At 68.1% G+C, this 22,965-nt stretch carries 25 protein-coding genes; 14 read left to right on the forward strand and 11 right to left on the reverse strand.

The features are described 5' to 3' along the window. Nucleotides 1-73 precede the first annotated feature (73 nt). Nucleotides 74-862 carry a carboxymuconolactone decarboxylase family protein gene (locus GUI43_RS01040; protein WP_170158635.1) on the reverse strand — a complete coding sequence of 263 codons (789 nt, stop codon included), beginning with the start codon at nt 860-862 and terminating at the stop codon, nt 74-76. 224 nt (nt 863-1,086) lie between these two features. On the opposite strand from GUI43_RS01040, the gene GUI43_RS01045 reads away from it, so the two are divergent. Together GUI43_RS01045 and GUI43_RS01050 are read left to right on the forward strand one after the other, a co-directional pair. Beyond that, entirely contained in the window at nt 1,087-1,665 is a 579-nt protein-coding gene (locus tag GUI43_RS01045; protein WP_112583274.1) for a hypothetical protein, read from the forward strand. Nucleotides 1,666-1,930: 265 nt separating this feature from the next. Further along, a complete protein-coding gene (locus GUI43_RS01050; RefSeq protein WP_112583273.1) occupies nt 1,931-2,536 on the forward strand; it encodes a lytic polysaccharide monooxygenase auxiliary activity family 9 protein in 606 nt (201 codons plus the stop codon). Nucleotides 2,537-2,615: 79 nt separating this feature from the next. On the opposite strand, the gene GUI43_RS01055 is transcribed toward GUI43_RS01050, so the two are convergent. The 6 genes from GUI43_RS01055 to GUI43_RS01080 all read right to left on the reverse strand — a co-directional run bounded on the left by GUI43_RS01055 (nt 2,616) and on the right by GUI43_RS01080 (nt 6,819). Next, nucleotides 2,616-2,975: a VOC family protein gene (locus tag GUI43_RS01055; RefSeq protein WP_249037608.1), complete on the reverse strand. Its 360-nt coding sequence runs from the start codon at nt 2,973-2,975 to the stop codon at nt 2,616-2,618. Between the two features lie 89 nt (nt 2,976-3,064). Then, the gene (locus tag GUI43_RS01060; RefSeq protein ID WP_112697524.1) at nt 3,065-3,604 is read right to left on the reverse strand and encodes a GNAT family N-acetyltransferase; all 540 of its coding nucleotides are present in this window, start codon (nt 3,602-3,604) and stop codon (nt 3,065-3,067) included. An 81-nt stretch (nt 3,605-3,685) separates the two neighbouring features. Then, the gene (locus GUI43_RS01065) at nt 3,686-4,552 is read right to left on the reverse strand and encodes a serine hydrolase (protein ID WP_112697526.1); all 867 of its coding nucleotides are present in this window, start codon (nt 4,550-4,552) and stop codon (nt 3,686-3,688) included. 49 nt (nt 4,553-4,601) lie between these two features. After that, a complete protein-coding gene (locus GUI43_RS01070) occupies nt 4,602-5,216 on the reverse strand; it encodes a hypothetical protein (protein ID WP_112697528.1) in 615 nt (204 codons plus the stop codon). 231 nt (nt 5,217-5,447) lie between these two features. Continuing rightward, a complete protein-coding gene (locus tag GUI43_RS01075) occupies nt 5,448-5,948 on the reverse strand; it encodes a SigE family RNA polymerase sigma factor (RefSeq protein ID WP_112697530.1) in 501 nt (166 codons plus the stop codon). After that, the gene (locus GUI43_RS01080) at nt 5,941-6,819 is read right to left on the reverse strand and encodes a hypothetical protein (protein WP_112583267.1); all 879 of its coding nucleotides are present in this window, start codon (nt 6,817-6,819) and stop codon (nt 5,941-5,943) included. The genes GUI43_RS01075 and GUI43_RS01080 overlap by 8 nt, the downstream gene beginning before the upstream one ends. A 296-nt stretch (nt 6,820-7,115) precedes the next feature. Between GUI43_RS01080 and GUI43_RS01085 the strand changes: the two genes are divergently transcribed. The 3 genes from GUI43_RS01085 (at nt 7,116) to GUI43_RS01095 (ending at nt 12,573) form a co-directional block, all read left to right on the forward strand. Then, nucleotides 7,116-8,099: a GNAT family N-acetyltransferase gene (locus tag GUI43_RS01085; protein ID WP_112697532.1), complete on the forward strand. Its 984-nt coding sequence runs from the start codon at nt 7,116-7,118 to the stop codon at nt 8,097-8,099. Between the two features lie 558 nt (nt 8,100-8,657). Further along, a complete protein-coding gene (locus GUI43_RS01090) occupies nt 8,658-11,090 on the forward strand; it encodes a non-reducing end alpha-L-arabinofuranosidase family hydrolase (RefSeq protein ID WP_112697534.1) in 2,433 nt (810 codons plus the stop codon). 139 nt (nt 11,091-11,229) lie between these two features. Beyond that, complete coding sequence (locus GUI43_RS01095) at nt 11,230-12,573, forward strand: poly(ethylene terephthalate) hydrolase family protein (RefSeq protein ID WP_225855242.1); 1,344 nt, start codon at nt 11,230-11,232, stop codon at nt 12,571-12,573. Between the two features lie 113 nt (nt 12,574-12,686). Here GUI43_RS01095 and GUI43_RS01100 read toward each other — a convergent pair whose 3' ends face one another. The 3 genes from GUI43_RS01100 to GUI43_RS01110 all read right to left on the reverse strand — a co-directional run bounded on the left by GUI43_RS01100 (nt 12,687) and on the right by GUI43_RS01110 (nt 14,701). Beyond that, on the reverse strand, nt 12,687-13,172 hold the full coding sequence (locus GUI43_RS01100; protein WP_146765838.1) for a hypothetical protein: 486 nt from the start codon (nt 13,170-13,172) through the stop codon (nt 12,687-12,689). Then, on the reverse strand, nt 13,169-13,936 hold the full coding sequence (locus GUI43_RS01105; RefSeq protein WP_112697536.1) for an SDR family oxidoreductase: 768 nt from the start codon (nt 13,934-13,936) through the stop codon (nt 13,169-13,171). Before GUI43_RS01105 ends, GUI43_RS01100 begins: the two co-directional genes overlap by 4 nt. A 153-nt stretch (nt 13,937-14,089) precedes the next feature. Continuing rightward, entirely contained in the window at nt 14,090-14,701 is a 612-nt protein-coding gene (locus GUI43_RS01110) for a copper resistance CopC family protein (RefSeq protein ID WP_112697538.1), read from the reverse strand. 96 nt (nt 14,702-14,797) lie between these two features. Here GUI43_RS01110 and GUI43_RS33640 point away from each other — a divergent pair, with 96 nt between their 5' ends. The 9 genes from GUI43_RS33640 to GUI43_RS01145 all read left to right on the forward strand — a co-directional run bounded on the left by GUI43_RS33640 (nt 14,798) and on the right by GUI43_RS01145 (nt 20,672). Beyond that, nucleotides 14,798-14,947 (forward strand): hypothetical protein, encoded by a 150-nt coding sequence (locus tag GUI43_RS33640; protein WP_170158636.1) that lies wholly within the window; start codon nt 14,798-14,800, stop codon nt 14,945-14,947. Then, on the forward strand, nt 14,944-15,378 hold the full coding sequence (locus GUI43_RS01115) for a hypothetical protein (RefSeq protein ID WP_112697540.1): 435 nt from the start codon (nt 14,944-14,946) through the stop codon (nt 15,376-15,378). Before GUI43_RS33640 ends, GUI43_RS01115 begins: the two co-directional genes overlap by 4 nt. Before the next feature lie 29 nt (nt 15,379-15,407). Next, nucleotides 15,408-15,707, forward strand: a complete 300-nt coding sequence (locus GUI43_RS01120; protein WP_112697542.1) for an RNA polymerase sigma factor — start codon at nt 15,408-15,410, stop codon at nt 15,705-15,707. A gap of 111 nt (nt 15,708-15,818) precedes the next feature. Then, complete coding sequence (gene sigJ, locus GUI43_RS01125; RefSeq protein ID WP_112583258.1) at nt 15,819-16,703, forward strand: RNA polymerase sigma factor SigJ; 885 nt, start codon at nt 15,819-15,821, stop codon at nt 16,701-16,703. Next, the gene (locus GUI43_RS34870) at nt 16,700-16,834 is read left to right on the forward strand and encodes a hypothetical protein (protein ID WP_258399551.1); all 135 of its coding nucleotides are present in this window, start codon (nt 16,700-16,702) and stop codon (nt 16,832-16,834) included. The genes sigJ and GUI43_RS34870 overlap by 4 nt, the downstream gene beginning before the upstream one ends. Continuing rightward, a complete protein-coding gene (gene pdxR, locus GUI43_RS01130) occupies nt 16,818-18,269 on the forward strand; it encodes a MocR-like pyridoxine biosynthesis transcription factor PdxR (protein ID WP_112697544.1) in 1,452 nt (483 codons plus the stop codon). Before GUI43_RS34870 ends, pdxR begins: the two co-directional genes overlap by 17 nt. Further along, nucleotides 18,257-18,661, forward strand: coding sequence for a cupin domain-containing protein (locus GUI43_RS01135; RefSeq protein WP_112697546.1), 405 nt, complete (start codon nt 18,257-18,259; stop codon nt 18,659-18,661). The genes pdxR and GUI43_RS01135 overlap by 13 nt, the downstream gene beginning before the upstream one ends. A 14-nt stretch (nt 18,662-18,675) precedes the next feature. Continuing rightward, complete coding sequence (locus GUI43_RS01140) at nt 18,676-19,491, forward strand: NAD-dependent epimerase/dehydratase family protein (RefSeq protein ID WP_112697548.1); 816 nt, start codon at nt 18,676-18,678, stop codon at nt 19,489-19,491. Between the two features lie 47 nt (nt 19,492-19,538). Continuing rightward, nucleotides 19,539-20,672, forward strand: coding sequence for a lipocalin-like domain-containing protein (locus tag GUI43_RS01145; RefSeq protein ID WP_112697550.1), 1,134 nt, complete (start codon nt 19,539-19,541; stop codon nt 20,670-20,672). Here the strand turns inward: GUI43_RS01145 and GUI43_RS01150 are convergent. Continuing rightward, nucleotides 20,634-22,862 (reverse strand): hypothetical protein, encoded by a 2,229-nt coding sequence (locus GUI43_RS01150; RefSeq protein ID WP_112697552.1) that lies wholly within the window; start codon nt 22,860-22,862, stop codon nt 20,634-20,636. The two genes, GUI43_RS01145 and GUI43_RS01150, sit on opposite strands and share 39 nt — an antisense overlap. Between the last annotated feature and the right edge of the window lie 103 nt (nt 22,863-22,965).

Genomic DNA, 22,965 nt, shown 5'->3' on the forward strand with positions numbered 1-22,965 from the left:
ACGGGACGTGGTGGGCTCCAGTGCACTTAGTCACGACGTTCGATGCGTGGTGCACAGGTACTCATGACATTAGTCAGGGCCGCGCACCGTAGACGGCGGCGCCCATCGGCTTGTCGACTTCCAGGTCCGTTACCGCGGCGACCCGGGCGATCATCATGTACTGGCCGATCACCATCAGGAGTTCGACCACCTCGCGCGGGGAGAGCAGCCCGGTCAGTGCGGCGGTGGTGTCGTCGGGCGGGCGGACGTCGCGGACGACTTCGGTGGTGAAACGCAGGACGATCTGCTGGTCTGACGTGAAACAGTCGTCCCCGATCTCGTCGCGGCCGAGCGCGTGGATCATCTCGTCCGTGGCGCCGACGGAGCGGGCGATGGGCTCGTGCTGGGCCCACTCATATGTCACGTCGCTCAACTGGGCAACTCGCAGGATCGCGATTTCGCGGAGCAGTGGGTCGAGGGCCAGGCCCTTGAGCAGCGTGCCACCCCAGCGCATCCAGTCCGGAAACGCCGTCTCGGCGTGGGCCATGACGCGGAAGAAGCTCAGGGGAAGCGCGGCCTGCAGCGCCTCGCGGACCGGCGCCGGGGCGTCGGCCGGGTTCACGTACGGCAAGCGACTCATGTTTCCCCTTACAAGCGGCAAATCGGGTGCAACAGACCATATCCAATCCCGGTTGCGCTCGCCGCAGATCCGTTCCGGGGGCCGGCGGCGGTGCGGCGATGAGCACCCGCACACGACGAAGGTGCGGGTGACCGGGCCGAATTCACGCTGATGCTCGTCGATGTTGCCAAAGCCGATCCAGACGTGTTGGAATGGCTCATATCGCCGCAGCGCGGGGGCAACCGCGCTGGGAACGGCCAGCACGGGAGCATCGCAGCGCCGCCGGCGCGCCGCCTTGGCGGACGCTCGCCTGGCGGATCGCCGGGCCATCTCTACGACGACGGGCGCCTTGCCGGGCAGTCATTCTCGCCCGCCGTAGGCAACCCCGGCACGTGTCCCCGACGGCTGACGCGCTCGACGCCTGACCCGCCGGGGGCGTCCGATTCGGCCTGCCAGCACCAGAACCGGCGACGAGGTGAGAAGCAATCATGATTTCCCGAGAGAACTTCGCGGGTTGGTACCGGAACCGCTTCGTGTGGGTGGCGGTGATCGTGCTGGTGGCGTCGGCCGGCGCGGTCGTACTGGTCAACCGGGCCGGCCCGGAGGCGAAGCCGGCGGATCTGCAATCGCAGATCATCGCCCGGATGCGTACCACACTCGAACAGGCGGACCCGGGACAGCACAATCACGCCGGACACGGGGCCCAGCAGGCGGCCAGCACCGCGAAGCCGGCAGTGATCTGCGGGGTTCGCGTCTACGGCTACGAGCCGACCGAGGCCACCGCGCTCGCCGACGTGCGAACGGTCTACGGCTTCCACCTCTGCGGGGTCGCCGAACAGAAGCGCCCCTGGGACGTGGCGGTCAAACTGGCCGGTCCCGTGATCATGGACATGTCCACCGAGCCTCCAGGCATCCAGGTGGTCGAGGCGACCGCCGAGGTCATGTTCACCGACCGGGTGCGGCAGATGCTCCCGCCCAAGTACGCGGAGCTGGCGCTCAAGGAAGCGCTGACCGAGTCGGAGATGGCCGACCAGCGCCGCCGGTACGACGCCGCAGCCGACCTCTGACCACGTCGGCGGCAGGTGGGGCGGTCGTTGTCCACACCCGGATCCGAACCGGGCGGCTGCGGACACCCCGGTCAGCTCGATCCACATCCGACCATAGATCGATAAACATTGATATCTAGGCCGATAGATGCAACAGTTGGTTTGGGAGCGTTCCCATTCTGATCTGTACCCGAAGAGCGGAGGATGAACAGTGCGTTCACTCAAGTCCGATCGATCCGGCGGACGATCCCGGTCACCAGTCCGTCGGTCCCTGCGAGCATTCGTCATGGTGTTCGCCATCGTGGCCGGCATGCTGCCCTTCACCGGGGCAGCCCAGGCGCACGGCACCATCATCAACCCGATGAGCCGCGCCTACCAGTGCTGGAAGACCTGGGGAAGTCAGCACATGAACCCCGCCATGCAGCAGCAAGACCCCATGTGTTGGCGGGCGTTCCAGGCAAACCCCGACACCATGTGGAACTGGATGAGCCAGTTGCGGGACGGCCTCGGCGGCCAGTACCAGGCTCGCACCCCGGACGGGCAACTGTGCAGCAACGCCCTGTCCAGGAACGACAGCGTGAACCAGCCCGGGGCGTGGAAGACGACCACCGTCAGCCGCAACCTCACGGTTCAGCTGTACGACCAGGCCAGCCACGGCGCTGACTACTTCCAGGTCTACGTCACCAAGCAGGGGTTCAACCCATCCACCCAGAAGCTCGGGTGGGGCAACCTCGACCTGATCACGACGACCGGGCGCTACGCGCCGGCGCAGAACATCTCGTTCAACGTCTCGCTCCCGGCGCGCAGCGGAAACCACATCCTGTTCGTGCTCTGGAGGGCGTCGCACCTGGACCAGACCTACATGTGGTGCAGCGACATCAACGTCACCTGATCGGCAGTACCAACAACTGCGACACTGATCCGGCTCAGGGCGTTGACGCCCTGAGCCGGATTGCTCCTTCCGTCGGAGGTCACGCGTCGGCTTCGAGGGCGAAGGTGTTGCCGTCCGGGTCCTGGAACCATGCGATACGTCCACCTCCGGCCCGCGCGGTGATCCCCTTGTCGTCGTGCTCGAACTGCTCGTAGCGAACGAACTCGACGCCGGACGAGGTGAGCTCGTCGACGACCTGGTCGATGTCCTCGACGTACCACGTCGCCACCGTCGCCGAGGTCTTCCCGGCGGTGACCGACTGGTACACGTTCAGCGCCGGACCGCCACCGGAGCCATAGACGCGGCTGCCGTCGGCGATGGTGGCGCTGGGGCCGGACCGCAGCGCCCGCAGACCCAGCACCCCTTCGTAGAAGGCCACGGCCTTCCGAATGTCGGACACGGCGACCGAGGCTCTGAGGTGGTACGTACTCAAGGGCATGAACCACTCTGGCAGGTGCTCGACGAATCGGGGCGCCGAATCGGAGACCCTCAGGTCCGCGCACTGCGGGAGATGCGGTACAGCACGTTCGAACGCAGTGCCCCTTCGGGTTCGGTGGGATCGTCGAAGTCGTCGGCCGGGTTCCGGGTCATGCCGATCCGGCGCATCACGGCCTGGGAACGAAGGTTGGTGGCCGTTGTGACAGCGAGGATCTCGGGAAGAGCAAGAGCGTCGAAGCCGTGGGCCAGGACCCTCAGCGCCCCCCCGGTGGCGTAGCCCTGACCCCAGGCCGAGCGGGCGAGCCGCCAGCCGATCTCCACTCCTGTGAACGGCATGTCCTCGTCCACGTCATCCAAGCCCGCGAACCCGATGAACTCGCCCGTGACCTGCACCTCGACCGCCCACCACCCGTAGCCTCGCTTGTCGAAATCGGCCTGGAACCGCGACACGGAGGCATCGCTCTGTTCGCGGGTGAGCAGGTCGCCCAAGTGCTCCCGAACCTCGGGATCGGCATTCATGGCCGCCCACGGTTCAAGGTCGGAGTCACGCCATCGGCGCAGGACGAGGCGATCCGTACGTAGTTCAGCCATGCTGACCAGCCAACGTGAGCTCTGACTCCGGGGCAATCCCTTTTCGACCCAACCCACCGTCGGCCTGCCCGGCGCCGGGGCCTACCCCTGCGGAGGACCGTCGCCCGCAGTGGCGGCGCGTAGCTCCTTGAGCACGTACGTGGCGGCCCTCTCGACGACGCGGATGCCCTCTTTCTGACTCACGTGATGGTCGGAGAGCACGGCTATCAGCCAGTCATGACGAGCCTCGACGATCCGTCCGATGCTGTTGACCAGCCAGCGGCCGCCGTCCACATCAGCGGTGTCCCAGCCGTTCTTGACGTACTCGGAACGACTGCCCGGCTCCCGCGCGGCGGTGACTCCCCATCGCTGCTCGGGAATCACCTTCTTCATGAGACCCATGATGAAGGTACGGTCCTGCGGGGTCAGCGGTCCCGTCGGTGACGTCAGCCCGGTCAGCAGACGGAGCTGGTCGGCGACCGTGGTCGTGGTGAGTCCCCAGTGCGAGTTGGGCTTCGTCTCACGCAGACCGAGCGCGCGGTTCGCGGCCTTGAGGCCGCGCGAGCCCTCGATCCGCTGCCACAGGGCCACCGCCGCATCGTTGTCACTGGACACGATCATGGCCTCGGCCAACCGCCGGGTGTCAGAACCCAGGGCCTTGCCCGGCGGGTTCTGGCGCAGCAGAAGAGCCGCGAGGATGTTGACCTTGACGATGCTGGCGGTCTCGAACCGTTTGGCACCGACCGTCACCGCAGCCGTTCCTTGTCGATCCAGTGCCGCGACCGCCAGGTGGCCGTCGTACCGTTGCACGTAGGCCTTGATGCGCGTTCTCGCCTGGTCGATCCGGTCGACGGCCGGCGTCGTGGGAATCGGACTGGCAGGGGAAGAACCGTGCGAGGGCCCGGCTCCCTCGCCGTCGCGACCGCGCGTGGCACCGAAGGCGGCCGTCGCGACGCCGGCCAGCGACATGGTGGCCGCGGAGAGAACCCAGCGTCGCGGCAGCTGCCGACCTTTCCGCTCAGCCAAGGCGGGCCACCGCCCTCGCCGCGATCTCGTCCACCACAGCCCGGCTGCCCGGATCGGGCAGGCGGACCGTCGAGACCGTCTCGCCTCGTTTCACCATCACGAAGTACGTGACGGTGTTCGGGGTGTCCGCACGCGCGATGCGACCTCGAACGAGCATGGCGGTGCCCTCCAGATATTGCGGATCGACGACATCGAAAGAGACCTGCGATCCGAGGACCGGGTAGGTCGCGCACCGTAGGAGGACCCGACGGACGTCATCGACATTCCGCTCGGCCCATCCAGGCTCGTACGTCTCCACGACGTGGTGGGCCGATGACGAGCCGTCAGACAGCCGGTAGTAGCGCTCCACGGCAGCGCGCCGATGCGACTTGGCCGGGTAGTCGCTGCTCTTGTAGTTGGGGCAGCTGTCCTGTTCCCACGGCCAGGACGCCAGACCGGTTCGCGCATCGTCCGCATGCCAGTCCGCTCCCAGCTCGCCCGCCCCCAGCAGCGGGCTCGGATCGCCCCGTTCCGCGTTCGCGGTGTGTCGCTCGTCGGGGCCGACACCGGACTCCCCCCGATGGCACCCTGCGGCCATCACCAACAACGCCGACAGGACCGCCGGCACGACGGCGATCGAACCTCGGCCTCTGCCGCGAATCCGGCCTCGGCTCGTCCTGCTGCTCGACACGGACACCGAAAACCTCCCCCAGACGCAGATACTTGCCACCGCAGGTGGCGCTTCAGCCGACGACGCGTGGCGGCACATTCGTCGCCGCCGCAGCACCGACGCGGCGGTTGCCGGCCGGCGGTCCCACGCCACCGGGACCCGCCGCACCCCGGCGGCAGACGAGACCGGTCAATGGCGTTCCTCGGCGAACAGCTCGGAACGGGTCTCGCCGAGCAACTCGCGCAGGCGGTTGAGGGAGCGCATGCTCTGGCTCTTGACGACGGCGGTGGAGACGCCCACAACCTCGGCGGTTGTCTCCACGCTCAGGTCGTCCCAGTAGCGCAGGACGATGATCGCCCGGTCCCGCAACGGCAGGGTGGCGACCGCGTCCAGCAATGTCATGCGCAGCTCGGCCGGATGTTCCTCGCTCCGCTCCGGCGGCGCCGACATCGCCAACTCGCGGCTGGAGCGACGTCGCTGCTGGTCGATCATGCAGCGCAGCAGTATCTTGCGGGCGTACGCGTGGGGGTCATCGGCCCGGCGGACCCGCCTCCAGTTGGCGTACACCTTGGCCAGCGTCGTCTGGGTGAGGTCCTGGGCGAAATGCCAGTCGCGGCACATGAGGAACGCGGCGTCACGCAGCCGGCCGGCGGTCGCCTGCGCGAACTCCACGAAGTCTTCGTCAGCCATTCGACCGGTCCAGCGTCGGGAACCGCTTGGCACCGTTGAGGACGAACTCAGCCGGCAGTTCCGTCCCCCAGATCGGGTTGCCGGCGATCTCGGTCGCCTCCTTCACGGAGAGGACGGGCGGTGCCGGCATGGTTCCCTTGGCGTCCCAGACCAGACAGGTGGAGATCATCAGATCGACCTGGAGGCCGCCGCGGTGATGCACGGTGACCATCTGGTTCTGCACGCAGTTGTCGGGTATTTCGGTCAGCTCCACCGTCCCCGGGACCGGGTCGCCACCCAGGTTGTCCCGGTAGATGGAGAGCCGCACCATGCCCGGTCCATCGCCTCGGTCCAGGTAGAGCTGGACGTACGGCATGCCGGGGCCCACCCCGCTGCTCTGCAGACTCGCATAACCGCTGGTCTTCCCCTTGGGCAGCAACCGGGTCAGCAGTTCCAGTGCGCCCTGCGGTGTGGTGGTCAGCAGTTCACCGTCCGGCCCCGCCCCCATCCTCAGGGTGTCAATCACCGTGGTCGAGCGAGCCGGCGGCGCTGGCCGACGGGGGTCCCCGCCGGTGCCCGGCTCCAACCCGCCCGGGGCACCATCGGAGGACCCAGTCGGGGACGGCGTGGCGGTGTCGACCGACCCACCCGGCGAACCGACGTTCAGCCCACCAGGCTGGCCAGCGTCATCCGCACCGACGCCGAGCGGCCCGGCGGCCAGGCCGATCACGAGCAGCATCGCCAACGCCGATCCGCCGGCACCGAACTGCGCCAGGCGGCGCCGGCGGCGCAGCCGGCGGCCCTGCACCACCGACTGCTGGACCAGGTCACCCAACGGCGGGGCGGGATGTTGGGCCAGGTCGTCCCTGAAACGCCCACGCACGTCGCCCATGTCCCTACCCCTCCTCGGCCGACCGCCCGCAGTGGCGATCCGTCACTGACCTGACGGGTTGACGCGCCGATTTGGTTACCGAATCTCGGGGCGAATTTTCCGCGCAGAACCGGCTCTGCCGCAGGGGCGACCCGGTGGGTGGAGGCACAACCCGTAGAGCATCCTAGGAGGTTAGGTCGTCGACGTGGAGGCTGACCGAAAGCCGCAGGCAGCTCAGAAATCTGGATGGTCGACGCTCTCCGGCGATCCGGCGTGCGATTGACCTTCATCGAACCGGTTCCATAGGATGACCATCGATGAGGATCGCGGGTTGGAGTCGCGCCACGCCAGCCGAGGCAGCAGCGCTGGCAGCGCTCTTCCAGCGCGCCGAGGCTGTCGCCCCTGTCGGCATGGAGCAGCGCGCTAAGGACGTCCGGAATCGACTGGCCACTCTCGGGCCGGACAGTGCCGGACGCACCCGGGTTGGCCGCGATGACACCGGCAGCGTCGCCGCATACGGTGAGGTCGCCGACATGGGAACAGCGGACGACGTGCTCCGGATCCGCCTGACCAACGTGTTCCATCCCGACATTGCCGACGACGTCCGTGCAGAGCTGCACCATTGGCTCATCGACCAGGCGAAGCAGTTGCGCGATAACCGAGGATCGGCACGGGCCGTCCTCGGCATCCGTTGTGCCGAGAACGACCGGGCCGGCCACGAGCTGCTGATCCGTGGCGGCTTCGCGCTGGCCCGACACGAACGGGACCTCGTCCTGGCGGTGCCTGACGAGCCGCCGGCTCCCGCGCTGCCGCCCGGTCTGGTGCTGGCACCTGTCGACGAGCGCTACGACGAACTGGCCCGGCTGGCCCACAATGAGGCCTACGCCGACAGCCCGACAGCGGTTCGACCAGACCAGCGCACCTGGCCCCAGCACGCGACCGGACATCCGCGGTTCCTGCCCGACCTCTCCTGCCTGGTGCTCGCCGAGGTCGACCGAAGCGACAACCCGGTGGCCGCCTTCCTCTTCGCGCTCGCCGACGGCAGCACGGACACACCGACGGTGGTTCTGCACTGTCTGGGCACCCGAGCACCCTGGCGCCGCAGTGGCCTGGCCACAGCGATGATCTCGCGGGTCCTGCACCGTGCGCGCTCAGCTGGCGTCAGACAACTACGACTCAAGGTCACCGACAGCAACCACCCCGCTCTGGCGCTCTACCGGAAACTGGGCTTTGTGGAGTCGGGGCAAGGGTTCGCGGTGCTGATGCGGCAGCTCACCCCCGAGGCCGACGAGCAGCCGTAAGCCCAACGGTTCGTCGACTCGCGCCCTGCGCCGCGTACACGGAACGTTCCGCGATTCGCCACAGCGCGTGGAGCCCGCCGATGCGTACGTCCAGCTTGTCGCTGCCGAGCTGGTCCATCGCGTAACGCGGGTCGACCAGCCACGGTGCGCGGAGAGTCCAACACCACCGCTCTGATCCGTAACAGGTCCGAAACTACCGGTTGAAAACTCTGGAATTTTCTGCCAGCCTGAGAGCCATCGACAAGTGTGAACGTTAACAAGATCCCTTAGCACTGGAGGCGCTTCACGCGACCGTCGGGCCCACCCACCTGCCAGGTGACCACGTCCACCACCGAAAGAGCCCAACGCCCGCAACCACCCCCCGACGGGCGACCGGGCCACCTGTCACCGCCCTCCACCCGCTGGCCAGATAGCCCGAACGACTCGCATCTGGGCTGGTGCCCGACGTGATTCCCGGCCCGCTCGGGCGGACTCGACATCGTGCCCGCCGCCATCCGAGCGCGGCCTCCCAACGGAACAGCGACAGGAATCTCTCACCCCCACCACAGGAGGATCAGCATGGTTCCCCGGACCCGTCCCATCAGGCGCACCCGACTGCGAACGCTCACTCTTTCCGGAACAGCCGCGATAATTCTGACCCTGGTCGTGTCGCTGCTGCCCAACCTGGCCCAAGCCGCCGAGACGACCCTCGGTGCCGCCGCAGCCCAGTCCGGTCGGTACTTCGGTGCCGCCGTCGCCGCCAACAAACTCAACGACAGCGCCTACACGACGATCCTGAACCGCGAGTTCAACGCCATCACTCCCGAGAACGAAATGAAGATCGACGCGACCGAGCCGCAGCAGAACAACTTCACCTTCAGCAATGCGGACCGGATCGTGAACCACGCCATCTCCCGGGGTTGGAAGGTCCGGGGCCACACCCTGGCCTGGTACTCGCAGCAGCCGGGCTGGATGCAGAGCATGGAGGGCACCGCGCTGCGCAACGCGATGCTGAACCACGTCACCCGAGTGGCCACCTACTACCGCGGCAAGATCTACTCGTGGGACGTGGTGAACGAGGCGTTCGAGGACGGCAACAGCGGCGCCCGCCGCAACTCGAACCTGCAGCGCACCGGCAACGACTGGATCGAGGCGGCGTTCCGCGCCGCCGACGCGGCCGACCCGAACGCGAAGCTCTGTTACAACGACTACAACACCGACAACTGGACCTGGGCCAAGACGCAGGCCGTGTACAACATGGTGCGCGACTTCAAGTCTCGTGGCGTGCCGATCGACTGCGTCGGCTTCCAGTCGCACTTCAACGCCAACTCGCCGTACAACAGCAACTACCGCACCACGCTGTCCAGCTTCGCCGCCCTCGGGGTGGACGTGCAGATCACCGAGTTGGACATCGAGGGATCCGGCACGACGCAGGCCAACACCTACCGCAGTGTGGTCAACGACTGTCTTGCCGTGGCTCGCTGCAACGGGCTGACCGTGTGGGGTGTGCGGGACTGCGACTCGTGGCGCTCCAGCGGCACTCCCCTGCTCTTCGAGTGCAACGGCAACAAGAAGGCCGCCTACACGGCCACCCTGGAGGCGCTGAACAGCGCCGGCCCCACCAACCCGCCCACCGACCCACCCACCGACCCGCCCACCAACCCGCCCGGCTCCGCCAGCGAGATCGTCGGCACGCAGTCGGGCCGGTGTGTCGATGTGCCCAACGCCTCGACCAGCAACGGCACCCGGGTGCAGCTCTACGACTGCAACAAGCAGACCAACCAGGCCTGGACCTACACCTCGGGCAAACAGCTACAGGTGTACGGGAACATGTGCCTCGACGCCGCCGGGACCGGCAACGGTGCGGCGGTGCAGATCTACAGCTGTCACAGCCAGACCAACCAGCAGTGGAACGTCAACTCCAACGGCACCATCAGCAATGTGCAGTCCGGACGATGCCTGGACGCCTGGAGCACCGCCAACGGTGCCCAGATCCAGCTCTACGACTGCCACGGACAAACCAACCAGCAGTTCCGGCTCGCCGCCCTGGGCGGCGGCTCGACCCCGACGCCGACCCCGACGACGCCGCCGCCGACCGGCGGCACGTGTGACCTTCCCTCGTCGTACCGCTGGTCGTCGTCGGGTGCGCTGGCACAGCCGAGGTCGGGGTGGGTGTCGCTGAAGGACTTCACCGTCGCGCCGTACAACGGCCAGCAGCTCGTCTACGCCACCACCCACGACACCGGCACCACGTGGGGCTCGATGAACTTCGGCCTCTTCAGCAACTACTCGCAGATGGGCTCGGCCAGCCAGAACGCGATGAACTCGGCGACCGTCGCACCGTCGCTGTTCTACTTTGCGCCGCGCAACATCTGGGTGCTGGCCTACCAGTGGGGCGGCCCGGCCTTCTCGTACCGGACCTCCAGCGACCCGACCAACCCGAACGGGTGGTCGTCGCCCCAGACGCTGTTCAGCGGCAGCATCTCCAACTCCAGCACGGGCCCGATCGACCAGGCGATCATCGGTGACGACCAGAACATGTACCTGTTCTTCGCCGGGGACAACGGCAGGATCTACCGGGCCAGCATGCCTATCGGGAACTTCCCGGGCAGCTTCGGGTCGAACTACACGACGATCATGACCGACTCGACGAACAACCTCTTCGAGGCCGTCCAGGTCTACAAGCTCCAGGGCCTGAACAAGTACCTGATGATCGTCGAGGCGATCGGTTCGCAGGGCCGGTACTTCCGTTCGTTCACGGCCACCAGCCTCGGTGGTACGTGGACGCCGCAGGCCACCAGCGAGAGCAACCCGTTCGCCGGCAAGGCCAACAGCGGCGCCACCTGGACCAACGACATCAGTCACGGCGAACTGATCCGCAGCAACGCCGATCAGACCATGACCGTTGACGCCTGCAACCTGCAACTGCTCTACCAGGGGCGCTCCCCCAGCTCCGGCGGCGACTACGGCCTGCTGCCGTACCGGCCGGGTCTGCTGACGCTGCAACGCTGACGACGGACAACGCCGGGGCGGGCAGGTTCGGCACCACACCGGGCCCGTCCGCCCCGCACCCATCCACCACCAGGAGGTAGCGATAGTGCGAGGACACGGACACCACCCCCCACCCTCGGGGAAGACCCACACCGACCGAGTGGCGCCCCGTTTGCGGGGACGCCTGTTCAAGCTGGCCGCGGCCGGGATAGCCGTCGCGGTCGGGTTGTTCACCATCACCGTGGCGACCGGGTCGGCGTCGGCTGCCGACAACCCGTACCAGCGGGGCCCGGATCCCACCCGGACCAGCGTCACCGCCGTGAACGGCCCCTTCGCCAACACGTCGGTCAGCGTCCCGACCGGGTACGGCTTCAACGGCGGCAGGATCTACTACCCGACCGACACCAGCCAGGGCACCTTCGGTGCCATCGCGATCTCGCCGGGTTACACCGCGTTGTTCTCCGCCGAACTGGCCTGGATGGGACCGTGGCTGGCGTCCCACGGCTTCGTCGTGATCGGCATCGAGACCAACAGCCGCAACGACTTCGACACGGCCCGAGGCACCCAGTTGCTCGCCGCACTGGACTACCTCACGCAGCAGAGCCCCGTACGCGACCGGGTCGACCCCAACCGGTTGGCGGTCGCAGGCCACTCCATGGGTGGCGGCGGCGCGCTGAGCGCAGCCACCCGACGCCCGTCGTTGAAGGCAGTGGTCGGCATCGCGCCGTACTCGCCGTCGTCGAACCTGGCCAACGACCGGGTGCCCACCATGATCTTCTCTGGGCAGGCGGACACGGTGGTCACCCCGTCCTACGCCACCGGCCTGTACAACAGCCTCCCGGCCACGACGGAGAGCGTCTACCTGGAGGTCGCCGGCGCGGATCATGGCTTCATGGTCGGACGGTCGAACCCGGTGATGGTCCGGACCATGCTGCCGTTCGTCAAGATGTTCATCGACAACGACACCCGGTACAGCCAGTTCCTCTGCCCACTGCTCGACTCCAGCGGCGTGGTCACCTACCGCAGCACCTGCCCGTTGCTGCCCTCGACCCCGACCGACCCGCCGACCCCGACCGACCCGCCGACCCCCACCGATCCGCCGACCGTTCCGCCCGGCTCCGCCAACGAGATCGTCGGCACCCAGTCCGGCAGGTGCGTCGACGTACCCAACGCCTCACGTAACAACGGCACCCGGGTGCAGCTCTACGGCTGCAACAAACAAACCAACCAGGCATGGACCTACACCTCAACCAAACAACTCCAGGTGTACGGCACCATGTGCCTCGACGCGGCAGGCACCGCCAACGGCGCGGCAGTGCAGATCTACAGCTGCCACAACCAGACCAACCAACAGTGGAACGTCAACTCCAACGGCACCATCAGCAACGTCCAGTCCGGACGATGCCTCGACGCCTGGAGCACCACCAACGGAGCCCAGATCCAGCTCTACGACTGCCACGGACAAACCAACCAGCAGTTCAGGCTCGCCGCCCTCGCACGTTGATCACTGCCGACTCCGCGCAGCACCCGTTCGAGGGTGTCAGGTCGACCAGCGGCAGGGCGAGGTCCAGCACGCCTGAAACGGGCGGACCCGGCATCGCGCCGGGTCCGCCCGCATCACGTGGCCGGAGGGCGGCGACGCCTGGCGTCTCGGACGAGCGTCAGGGCGATGACGAGAAGGCCGAGCAGGGCGACGACGGCATTGGCGGTTGTGAGGAAGACCTTCTCGCCACGGGTGGCGTGGTGGAGGTGGGTCAGGTGGAAGAAGAAGTGGGGTATGGCGAAGGTGGAGAATGCCGCCGCGGCGGGGATGGTGAATGCGGCTCGAGGTGCGACAAGCGCTATGCCGAGGACGACGGCCAGGCCGAGGGTGGCTCCGCCGAAGTCTCGCGCGTAGTGCTCGCTGAACGGCGGGGTGAGGGTGACGGTCGGGAAGTTGTTGTAGAAGCTTGCGGGGAAGACCTGGTTCCAGAACCCGACAACGAGTTCGTCGAGGAAGAGGACGGCCAAGGCGATCCGGATCAACGCGGTCAGCGCGGTGTCCCGCCCGTCTGTTGACGTTGCCCGCGGTGCGGCGGGAGTGGGTGACCGGCCTTCGTTCATCGGGTCCGCCTGGCGTCGTTCTGCGCTGCCGGGCTGGCCAGCCACTGGTCGAAGGTCTGTGTGCCCCGCGGACCGGGGCCGGTGGGCAGCAGGCCGTGTCCGGCCATGGCTCGACCGGTCGCTCCCGGAAGGCGGACGGGCAGGACAAGGCGGTGACTCCCGCGGGTGCGTAGCAGGCGGCGGGCCATGTCAGACATGCGCAACTGTTGCGGGCCGGCGATGTCGGGCGCCCGGCCGGTCGGATCTGCCAGGGCGAGGTCGACGAGACAGTTGGCGACCTCGTGGGCCGCGATCGGCTGCATGAGCATCTGGGGCACCACTGCGATCGGACCGGGAATGGTGGCGAGCATCTGCGCGGCCAACTCGTAGAACTGCGTCGAGCGGAGCACCGTCGCGGGAACCGCACCGTCCAGGACGAGCTTCTCCTGGCGTCGTTTGCCTGCGTAGTAACCCCAATTCACCCGATCGGCGCCGACGACCGACAGCGCGACGTGGTGCCGCACCCCGACGCGCCGGCCTGCGGCGAGCAGGTTGGTTGTCGCCGTGCCAAAGAAGTTCTCCGATTTCTTCCGGTTGATCGTCGACACGTTGCTGACGTCGATCACGACCGGTACGCCGGTCAGCGCCTCGTCCAGCCCGGAACCGCGGATCAGGTCTACGCCCGTGGAGCGGGCGAGGACGACCGGCTCATGGCCGGCAGCCCGTACGGCGTTGACGACGAGACGTCCAACCCCGCCGGTCCCGCCAGCTACCGCGATACGCACTGAGCTACCTCCCGATTCGTGTTCGCCGTAACGCCGCGATGGCGCGTAGCCCGGACCGGGGGCCGGGGTGAAGGGGGGATAAACCGCTGTGATGTCACTGTTGGTTCTACCTCTCCGAGACTTCTCGTCCAGTAATAGACTGCGCAGACAGCCCTAAAGGGTGGAACGGTCATCTGCATCGGTGCGCTTGTTGGCGGCGTAGACACCGCGTGAGAGCGTCATGATCGCGAGCAGGAGAGCGATTACGGCTACACCTGAGGCGGCGTACAACGCGACGACTCCGCCGTGCGTGAGACGGGCCCGAAACGGATTCGCCGCGGCAGCCGCCGCGGCTTCCGCTCCCACAGTGAACTCCGCCGTGCCGGTCACCGGGTGTCCGTCGGTGAAGGTGGCTCGCCAACTGATCTCGTACCAGCCGTCAGGCATATCCGCTCTCACCTGATGGCGCAGCGTCGCTCCGTGGACAACCGGCCGACCGCCTGCCCAGTCCGTCCCCGTGTGGTCCGTCACTGTGACACTGCTGTCCGACGTGATCTCGGCGGCGAACACCACCTCGACCCGTTGGGGGGCCTTCGCGAGCGCGGCACCGGCGGTCGGCGTGATCGAATGCGTCGCGCCGTGCGCGAACGCGGGCGCGGGCGTGACCGTCAGCGGGAAACCGGTAGCAAGCGCGACCGTGACGATCAATCTGACGCTACGACCAATGCGAGGCGCCCGACCCGTGTCTGACTCGTCGGTCACGCGCGCCGCAACGCTTCTCTTCATGGCGTGCTCCCTCCGCCGCGAGCGACCGCGCGGCGTCTACGAACTGGACCGAGCGGCCCCCCGATTCGTGACAGCAGAGGTCGCGGCCGGGGCCGAGTGTCACGAATCGGAGACCTGCCCGGTCCGTACCTGGTGACACTCGCCCACCACCGGCGGGCTCCTGAGATGTCCAGCCACGTCGGCTGGCGTGCCAAGGAGGACATCGCGGACGCCGAGCCGGTACAGCGCAAGGAGCGACGATCATGAACGCCATCATCCGCATCGCACTGGCGATCTTGTTTCTCGACAATTTCGTGGTCGGAGCCTGGAACGCGATCTGGCCGGCCAGCTTCTACGCGAACTTCCCGACAGTGGATCTCACGCCACCGTTCAGCGAGCACTATGCGCGGGACTTCGGTACGACATCACTGGCGATCGCCCTGCTGCTGGGCATCGCGGCGGTCAAACCCAAGGCCCACTTCGTCATCCCTGCCGCGGCTGCCTATTCGGTCTTCGCGCTGCCCCACTTCTTCTATCACCTCACGAACATGCAGGGGGCGACCGTGGGTGAGGCGATCCTCCTCACCACCGCAAACGCGGCCGTCGCGCTCATCGGCCTGGTGATCATCTTGCTGACGGCGCTACGCGACCGTTCGGCGGCTCGGCGCGACCTCGCCTCGGCTCGGGCCGCCCGCTGAAGCTGCTGCGTCAACCACTGGGAGAGCCGATGGTTCCCGAACCCCTCCGGCCACTTCGGTCAAACGCGCTACCCAGCGCGTTCTGCGTCGTCGTCGCCGAACGACGCCTCCTCAAGAACCTCGCGTACCACCTGCTCGGTTCAGTCGACGCCGCCGAAGACGCGGTACAAGCGACGTACACCGTCTGGTACACGATGCCGGACGACAAACAGGATGGCCTCGACAGTCCCTTTACCTGGCTCGTCGGCATGCTCGTGCAGATCTGTATCGGTCTGCTCGAATCGTCGCCGACCCAAACGGCTGGGCATACCGCCGGTCACGTGCTGTAGTACGGCCCCGCAGGGGTACCTGTGTGGCTGGCGCTCGACAGACAGCAGCGATATCGGCGGTAGTTCCAACTCACCTGCACATTCAGGGATGGAAGCGACGAGGCGGCGGCCATGGTAGGGCGAGGAAAAGACGGGGCACTTGTCGACGCGTTAGCGGTGTTCGACGCGGTCCGTCCGCGGCTCTTCGGCATCGCCTACCGGATGCTCGGCAGTGTCGCGGAGGCGGAGGACATCGTCCAGGAAGCCTGGGTCCGGTGGCAGCAGACCGAACGCAGCCGGGTACGGGACCCGATCGGGTTCCTGGTCACGACGACGTCTCGGCTCGCTCTGAACGCCGCGACGTCGGCTCGCGCCCGCCGCGAGCTGTATCCCGGACCGTGGCTACCCGAGCCCGTCGACACCTCCGCCGACCCGACACTCCAGGCCGAACGCAACGAGTCGCTCGAACTCGCCGTGCTACTCCTGTTGGAACGGCTCACCCCGGTCGAGCGGGCGGTGTACGTGCTGCGGGAGGCGTTCGACTACCCGTTCCGGCGGATCGGCGAGGTACTCGACGTCAGCGAGGCGTACGCACGACAGCTCGGCCACCGCGCCCGCACGCACCTGGCCCGGCAGCGGCGCGAGCCGGTCGGCCACGCCGACCGCGACCGCCTGCTGCATGCCTTTCTTGCCGCAGCCCGATCCGGTGAGCTGACCCAGCTCGAGGAACTGCTCGCCGAAACAGCCATCTCCTACGCCGACGGCGGTGGCGCCGTCCGGGCCGCCCAGCTACCCGTCGTCGGACGGGACAACGTCGCGCGTTACGTCCTGGGACTGATCCGGAAGTTCGGCCGCGACCTCTCGCCGGAGATCGTCGAATCCAACGGCCAAGCCGCGATCCTCGTCTCGCGGCCCGGGACAACTGTCGCTCTGGTCACCATCGACGCCTCACCCGCCGGGATCGAACGAGTGTTGATCATCCTCAACCCGCAGAAACTAGCCCAGTTCCAGCGGTGACCATCGGCACCGGCGCCTGGTTCGTCGACGGCACGTACGTCGAGGTCGATGGTCTGGCGCCTGAGTCGTCGCCGAACCTGCCGGCGCTGCTCACACGAATGGGATCGTTGCTGAGTGACGAAGTCGCTTGACCTCCATCTGGAGTTCGATCGGAGTGCGGGTTTCCCGGGTCGCTCGCTGGAGAGCGCATTACGGGAGAGCATTCGGACAGGTCGGCTGCAAGCCGGGTCGCGCCTACCCGGGAGCCGGAGCCTGGCCGCCGACCTGGGCTTGGCCCGGGGCACTGTGGTGCAGGCGTACGCGCAACTGGTGGCGGAAGGGTGGCTGCTGGCGGCACCCGGCTCGGGCACCCGGGTCGCGGACGTACTCCATGATCCGCCCGACTCGCGCAGGCGACCGCGACCGTCACCCCCGGCCGGGCCGTTGATCGAGTTGCGGCCGGGGATTCCCGACCTCGCGTCTTTTCCCCGAACGGCCTGGGCGGACAGTGTCCGCCGGGCGTTGACAACGGCTTCACGCGGCACGCTGGACTACTCCGAGCCGACCGGGCTACCCGCACTGCGCGCGGCGGTGGCCGGCTATCTCGCGCGCACTCGTGGAGTGCTCTGCGACCCGGATGCGGTGGTGATCACGGCGGGCTTCACCCAGGGCCTCTCCCTTCTGGCGCGGACGTTGCACCGGCGCGGCGTCCGCGCCATCGCCACCGAGAACCCCGGTCTGGCCCATCACCGCATGGTGTTGCGTGCCGCGGGCCTGACAGTCACCCCGCTCACCGTCGGCCCCGGTGGGGCCGACCCGGATGACGCGGCGGGTCAGGCCGCGCTACTCACCCCGGCGCACCAGCATCCGACCGGAGTGGTGCTCGCCCCGGGGCACCGCTACCGGCTCATCGCGTGGGCACGCAAGCACGACGCGTTTCTGATCGAGGACGACTACGACGGCGAGTTCCGCTACGACCAGCGGCCGGTGGGCGCCATGCAGGCGCTGGCACCAGAGCGGATCGTGTACGCCGGCAGCACGAGCAAGTCGCTGGCGCCGGGCGTCCGCCTGGGCTGGTTCGTCGTACCCGAGCCACTGCGTCGAGAACTGACGACGACGATCGTGGAGGCCGGCGCGGCAGTCTCCGCGATCGACCAGCTCACCATGGCCGACCTGCTCACGCACGGCGACTACGACCGGCACATCCGCCGCATGCGCCTGACCTACCGGCGTCGCCGGACCGAACTGGCCGGCCGCCTGGCCGAGGTGACCACCACTGCGTTGGAGGGCATTGCTGCCGGCGTGCACGCGCTGCTACCGCTGGCGTCCGTGGCGGAGGAGCGCTGGCTGATCCAGGCCGGGCGCCGCGAGGGATTGCACCTGATCGGCCTGCACAGCAACGGCTACTGGCACGACCCCGCGGATGAGCGGCAGTCGGCAGCCCTGGTCCTCGGATATGCGGCGCCACCGGCGCATGCCTGGCAGGAGGCGCTGTCCGGACTCTGCCAACTGGTCCATCAGACCGGTCACCAACTGGTCCATCCTGCTGGTCCGGTCGGGGATACGTTCGATTCATGCAGACCATGAAGATCGGAAACAACGAAATCGTGCTGCTGGGCACGGCCATGCCGCCGGAGTTGCCGGAGGGCTCCCATGTGATGACAGCGACGATCGAACTGCCACCGGGCGACCCGGGCACGCCGCCACACCGGCACTCCGGCCCTGTCTTCGGCTACCTGCTCGAGGGCGAGATGATCTTCGAGCTGGAGGGCGAGCCCGAACGGGTGATCAAGGCCGGCGAGGCGTTCTGGGAGCCTGGCGGCGACGTCATCCACTACCGGTCCGCAAACAACCTGTCCGATCGGGTGACCAAATTCCTGGTCGTGATGGTGTGCGCGCCCGGCCAGGAAATGCTGGTGCTGGTGAGCCCCGAGGAGCTCGAACAGCGTAAGAACCGCCGCTCAAACCGACCGAACTGACGGAGAGGCACGTCATGCGAATCGTTCTCGCCGGTTCGACCGGCGTCATAGGCCGCCGTCTCGAGCCGACCCTGACCGCTCAGGGGCATGAGGTCATCGGGTTGGCCCGTAACGGCCCGGTCGCCGTCGACGTGCTCGACCGGGACGCGGTGGCGGCCGCCGTCCGCGACGCCCGGCCTGACGTGGTGATGCACCAGTTGACCAGCCTGAGCACGGGCGACTTCGCCGCCAATGCGCGACTGCGTCGGACCGGGACCCGCAACCTGGTCGACGCGGCGCTCGCCGCCGGGGTACGCCGCATCGTGGCACAGAGCATCGCCTGGGCGTACGAGCCGGGCGCCGAGCCCGCGACCGAGGAGACCCCGCTCGACCTCGGCGCCCCCGAGCCACGCCAGACCAGTGTGGGTGGTGCCGCCGCGCTCGAATCCGCCGTCCAGGAGGCGCCCGAGTGGGTCGTGCTGAGGTACGGCACCCTCTACGGCCCGGGCACCTGGTACGCCCGCGACGGTCTGATGGCCCAGTTCGCCGCCGCCGGCAAGATCCCCGCCGACGCGGACGTGAGCAGCCTGCTGCACATCGACGACGCCGTCGACGCTGCGGTCGCGGCTCTGGAGTGGCCCGTCGGCGTCGTCAACGTCTGCGACGACGAGCCAGCCGCCGCCTCGCAGTGGGTGCCCGCGTTCTGCGCGGCGGCCAACGTGCCAGCGCCAGCGGCGACCGAGGGCGAACGGCATGGCTGGGCGCGGGGAGCGAGCAACCACTACGCCCGCACGCACCTCGGCTGGAACCCGGCCTATCCGTCCTGGCGGCAGGGATTCGTCACCCTGTGAGCCGTCCGCACATCTTGATCTTGTAGAAGCAACGGAGACGAAGAGTCATGTCGGATCAACCCGAACTGGCCGCGCTGAGCGACGACTATGCCCGCTTCGGGCTGGAGCGCGATGCCGTACGCGAATGGGAGGACGGCGCCCGCACCGACAATCGCGCCGGGTCGTACGAGTGGTGGTACTTCGACGCCCACCTCGACGACGGCGCGAAGGTGGTCGTGGTGTTCATGAACAAGGACCTCGGCGCGGCGGGTAGGCCGCTGTCTCCGCAGCTGCGGGTCAACCTGGAACTGCCTGACGGGACGATGTCCAACAACACGATCTCGATCCCCGCGGCCGAGTGGTCGGCGGCGAGCGGGCGTACCGACGTCCGGATGGGGCCGGGCAACCGCTTCCAGGGCGAGAAGCTGCGCGAGTACCGGATCCAGGCGACCGCCGGAGGGTTGCGGGTCGACTTCACACTGACGTCCGAGGTCCCGGCCTGGCGTCCGGCCACTGGGCACATGCTGTTCGGCCCGGAGCGCGACCTCGAGTTCAACTGGCTGCCCTCGGTGCCCCAAGGAGCCGTGCGGGGCTCGTACACGATCGGCGGGGTACGGCACGAGACGACCGGCGTCGGCTACCACGACCACAACTGGGGCAACGTCGGGCTGCCGAAAATCCTCAATGACTGGTACTGGGGGCGGGGGCACGCCGGACCGTACACGGTCATCGCGTCGTTCATCACTGGCGCCGAGAGGTACGGCTTCGCCGAGATCCCCATCTTCATGCTGGCCCGCGACGGCCGGATCATCGGCGACGATCCAGCCAAGATGACGTTCGAGCGAGACGGGGTCTACACCGACGCGAAGACCGGCAAGCCAGTGGCGAGCATCGTCCGCTACACGTACGTGGACGACGACGACACGTACGTGGTGACCTTCGACCGCGAGCGCGACCTGGTCCGCAACCCCCTCACGAAGGACCTGCCCTGGCTGAAGCGGACAGCGGCGCGGTTGATCCGGTTCGACGGCGCCTACCTCCGCTTCGCCGGCCTGCTCACGATCGAACACCACAAGGGCGGGCACGTGGTCGAGGAGTTCGCCGAGGACGCAATCTGGGAGCTCATGTATTTCGGGCGCGCCCGAGGCACTGCCGGGGATCCGTCACTGCCCGGTCGGCGGGTCGTCCGGAAGCGGCCCTGAGTCCACGGGCTGGCGAAGGCGCTCGATCAGCTCGCGGGCCGCGTCGGCGTACCGCTGCTCCGATCCGCGGGGCCGGTGTCCCTGGATCGGCGGCGGGACGCTGTCGCCAGGTAGCGGCACCACGTCGGCGGGATCCCGTAGCCGGCGGTCCACCGTTGCCGCGGTCCCGTCGAGGGTTACCGGCGCGGCTGTCCGGTGGGCGGTGAATACCCAGCCGCCAACCGAGTCGGTGTCGCGCCACAGGTTCACCCACCGCCAGTCGACGCGAGCGCCGATCTCGTGCAGCACCTCGTCGTCGACGAAGGCGGGGAACAGTCGCGCGTAGAGGCGGCTCAGAGGTGACCCATGGGTGAGCAGAGCGACTCGACTGCTGACCTGCGGCGGTAACTGGAGCACCGTCGCGGCGGCCAGGACCGAACCGTGGCTGTGTGCGGTGAGCAGCACGAGGTTGCCGCGTCCGACCAGGTACGTGATTCGTCGGGTCAACTCCGGCACGGCTCGTTCGGCGTAGCAGGGTGGCGCGAACGGGTGGGCGGCGCGGGGCCAGAACGTGCCCAGGTCCCACAGGACACCAACGTGGCGCCTGAATTCGGCTGTCCGGTAGGCGAAGATTCCACCGAGGGCCAGGCCGAGGATGATCGCGGCGATCCCCCAGCTTCCGAACGCGATGGAGAAGGTGATCAGGTCGCCGGGCACCCGTGCGTACCGCTGCACAGACTCGCTCGGCAGCAACTCCAGCAGACCGAGGGTGGTCGTGGCCGTGCCGATCCCGGCCAGGCAGGCGTAGACCACCGCCAACGGAATCAGTCTTTCCGTGAAGCGGGCCCTGGCTATCGCCTTCTGCACCTGCCGCAGTCGGGTCGCGGCTGCGGGCGGGCGGTCCGGGTAGTCGCAGGCGACAATCGCCGCAGCGGCACGAAGTCGACGGCGTCGAGAGATGAGGATGACCGGAACCGCTACCACCAGCGTGAACAGCACTGTCCGGAGAAAGCCGAAGATCGCCCAGGTGAACGCCGGCGGCAGACCGGAGGCCAGGCCCGCTCCGGTCGGCGCGTCGCGATCCAGGAAATCCGCCACCCGGTAGACCAGCTCGGCGGACACTGCCACCGCCAGACTGACCGCGCTGGCCGCCATCACCAGCGCGCCCAGCCCGAGCAACGGGATGGCGTCCCGCCGCCGAACCCGGCGCCAGAGCAGCACAGCGCCGAGGGCGGTCAGCAGGGTCGTCTGGGCAACGAACAACGAGGTGAGAATTGCGCCGTAGCCGGGTAGGCCGCCCCCCTCGTGCCACGGCGCTGGGCTGGCGAGGACGTGGGCCGTCACCACGATGGTCAGGGCCACGGCTACCGTCCGCACCGTGCGGGTGATCCGGTCCAGTCGCTGATCCGAGGCGGCCCGGTCGAGCAGCGGAGGCATGCAGAGCAGGACCACGCAGCTGGCCAGCACCGTCCCGGTGGCCACGGCCAACGCGATCGTGCTGGCCGAGGCGCCGTTCGCGGCTCGGGCGGCGAGCAGAGCGACGTCCAGTGTCGCGAACGCCGCCGCGACGTGAATCGAACGCAGCCGACCCACCAGCGGCCCCGCATCCCACTGACCGATCCCGCTGAGTCGATGCTCGGAGACCTCGTCCGCGGGAGCGCGGAACGCGTCGAACATCTTTCGCGGCCGGGTGCTGGCCCGCCAGAGCAGGCCGATGGCGGCGGCCGGAACCACAGCGAGTACCGCGAGGCGCAGGCCCACGGGCTGCCCACCCAACCAGGACAACCAGGAGCGCCCGGCCAGGCAACGTGGCGAGCCCATGCACTTCCACGCGATCAGGTCCAGCGTGACGCCGGCGAAGGCAAGGACATACAGCACTGTGAGAGTGAGCGCCAGCAACCGGCACAGGGATCTGACCATCGCGTCGGAGCCAGGGCTCGCCGGTCGCATCCAGATCGCAAGGTTGGCCAGCATGAACGGCAGGAGGAACACCAGCGTCAGTGTTCGGACCACGCTTCCGGCGGGCAGGTCACCCCAGTGGTACGCCTCCGTCACCCGTTCGCCGCTGCCGCACGAACAGGGGCGGTGGGGTCGGTAGAAGCCCCCACTGCGGTCGCCCGCGACCTGCTCGACCTGCGCCACGTTCAACACCTCGGCGGCGCTTGCGCTGGCGGCCCCGTGTACCCGCAGCTCCACCACGTCATCGGACATCCCGGGCCCGCTTGACCGCGCTGACGCACCCGACATCGGCCCCTCCGAAGCACCTTCGGTGGCCAAGCCGGGTGAACCCAGCCCCCGCGCCACTCGCGGCGGT

It is taken from the genome of Micromonospora noduli, from assembly GCF_003264365.1.
Classification (GTDB): Bacteria; Actinomycetota; Actinomycetes; order Mycobacteriales; family Micromonosporaceae; genus Micromonospora; species Micromonospora noduli.

Excerpts from the sequence above, each read along its gene's own strand:
- GUI43_RS01140 (WP_112697548.1), top strand. The coding sequence starts at position 18,676 with ATGCGAATCGTTCTCGCCGGTTCGACCGGCGTCATAGGCCGCCGTCTC.
- GUI43_RS01110 (WP_112697538.1), bottom strand. The coding sequence starts at position 14,701 with ATGAAGAGAAGCGTTGCGGCGCGCGTGACCGACGAGTCAGACACGGGT.
- GUI43_RS01085 (WP_112697532.1), top strand. The coding sequence starts at position 7,116 with ATGAGGATCGCGGGTTGGAGTCGCGCCACGCCAGCCGAGGCAGCAGCG.
- GUI43_RS01135 (WP_112697546.1), top strand. The coding sequence starts at position 18,257 with ATGCAGACCATGAAGATCGGAAACAACGAAATCGTGCTGCTGGGCACG.
- GUI43_RS01100 (WP_146765838.1), bottom strand. The coding sequence starts at position 13,172 with ATGAACGAAGGCCGGTCACCCACTCCCGCCGCACCGCGGGCAACGTCA.
- GUI43_RS01080 (WP_112583267.1), bottom strand. The coding sequence starts at position 6,819 with ATGGGCGACGTGCGTGGGCGTTTCAGGGACGACCTGGCCCAACATCCC.
- GUI43_RS01060 (WP_112697524.1), bottom strand. The coding sequence starts at position 3,604 with ATGGCTGAACTACGTACGGATCGCCTCGTCCTGCGCCGATGGCGTGAC.
- GUI43_RS01075 (WP_112697530.1), bottom strand. The coding sequence starts at position 5,948 with ATGGCTGACGAAGACTTCGTGGAGTTCGCGCAGGCGACCGCCGGCCGG.
- sigJ (WP_112583258.1), top strand. The coding sequence starts at position 15,819 with ATGGTAGGGCGAGGAAAAGACGGGGCACTTGTCGACGCGTTAGCGGTG.
- GUI43_RS01045 (WP_112583274.1), top strand. The coding sequence starts at position 1,087 with ATGATTTCCCGAGAGAACTTCGCGGGTTGGTACCGGAACCGCTTCGTG.
- GUI43_RS01065 (WP_112697526.1), bottom strand. The coding sequence starts at position 4,552 with ATGTCGCTGGCCGGCGTCGCGACGGCCGCCTTCGGTGCCACGCGCGGT.
- GUI43_RS01150 (WP_112697552.1), bottom strand. The coding sequence starts at position 22,862 with ATGTCCGATGACGTGGTGGAGCTGCGGGTACACGGGGCCGCCAGCGCA.
- GUI43_RS01115 (WP_112697540.1), top strand. The coding sequence starts at position 14,944 with ATGAACGCCATCATCCGCATCGCACTGGCGATCTTGTTTCTCGACAAT.
- GUI43_RS01090 (WP_112697534.1), top strand. The coding sequence starts at position 8,658 with ATGGTTCCCCGGACCCGTCCCATCAGGCGCACCCGACTGCGAACGCTC.
- GUI43_RS01145 (WP_112697550.1), top strand. The coding sequence starts at position 19,539 with ATGTCGGATCAACCCGAACTGGCCGCGCTGAGCGACGACTATGCCCGC.
- GUI43_RS01050 (WP_112583273.1), top strand. The coding sequence starts at position 1,931 with ATGGTGTTCGCCATCGTGGCCGGCATGCTGCCCTTCACCGGGGCAGCC.
- GUI43_RS01120 (WP_112697542.1), top strand. The coding sequence starts at position 15,408 with ATGGTTCCCGAACCCCTCCGGCCACTTCGGTCAAACGCGCTACCCAGC.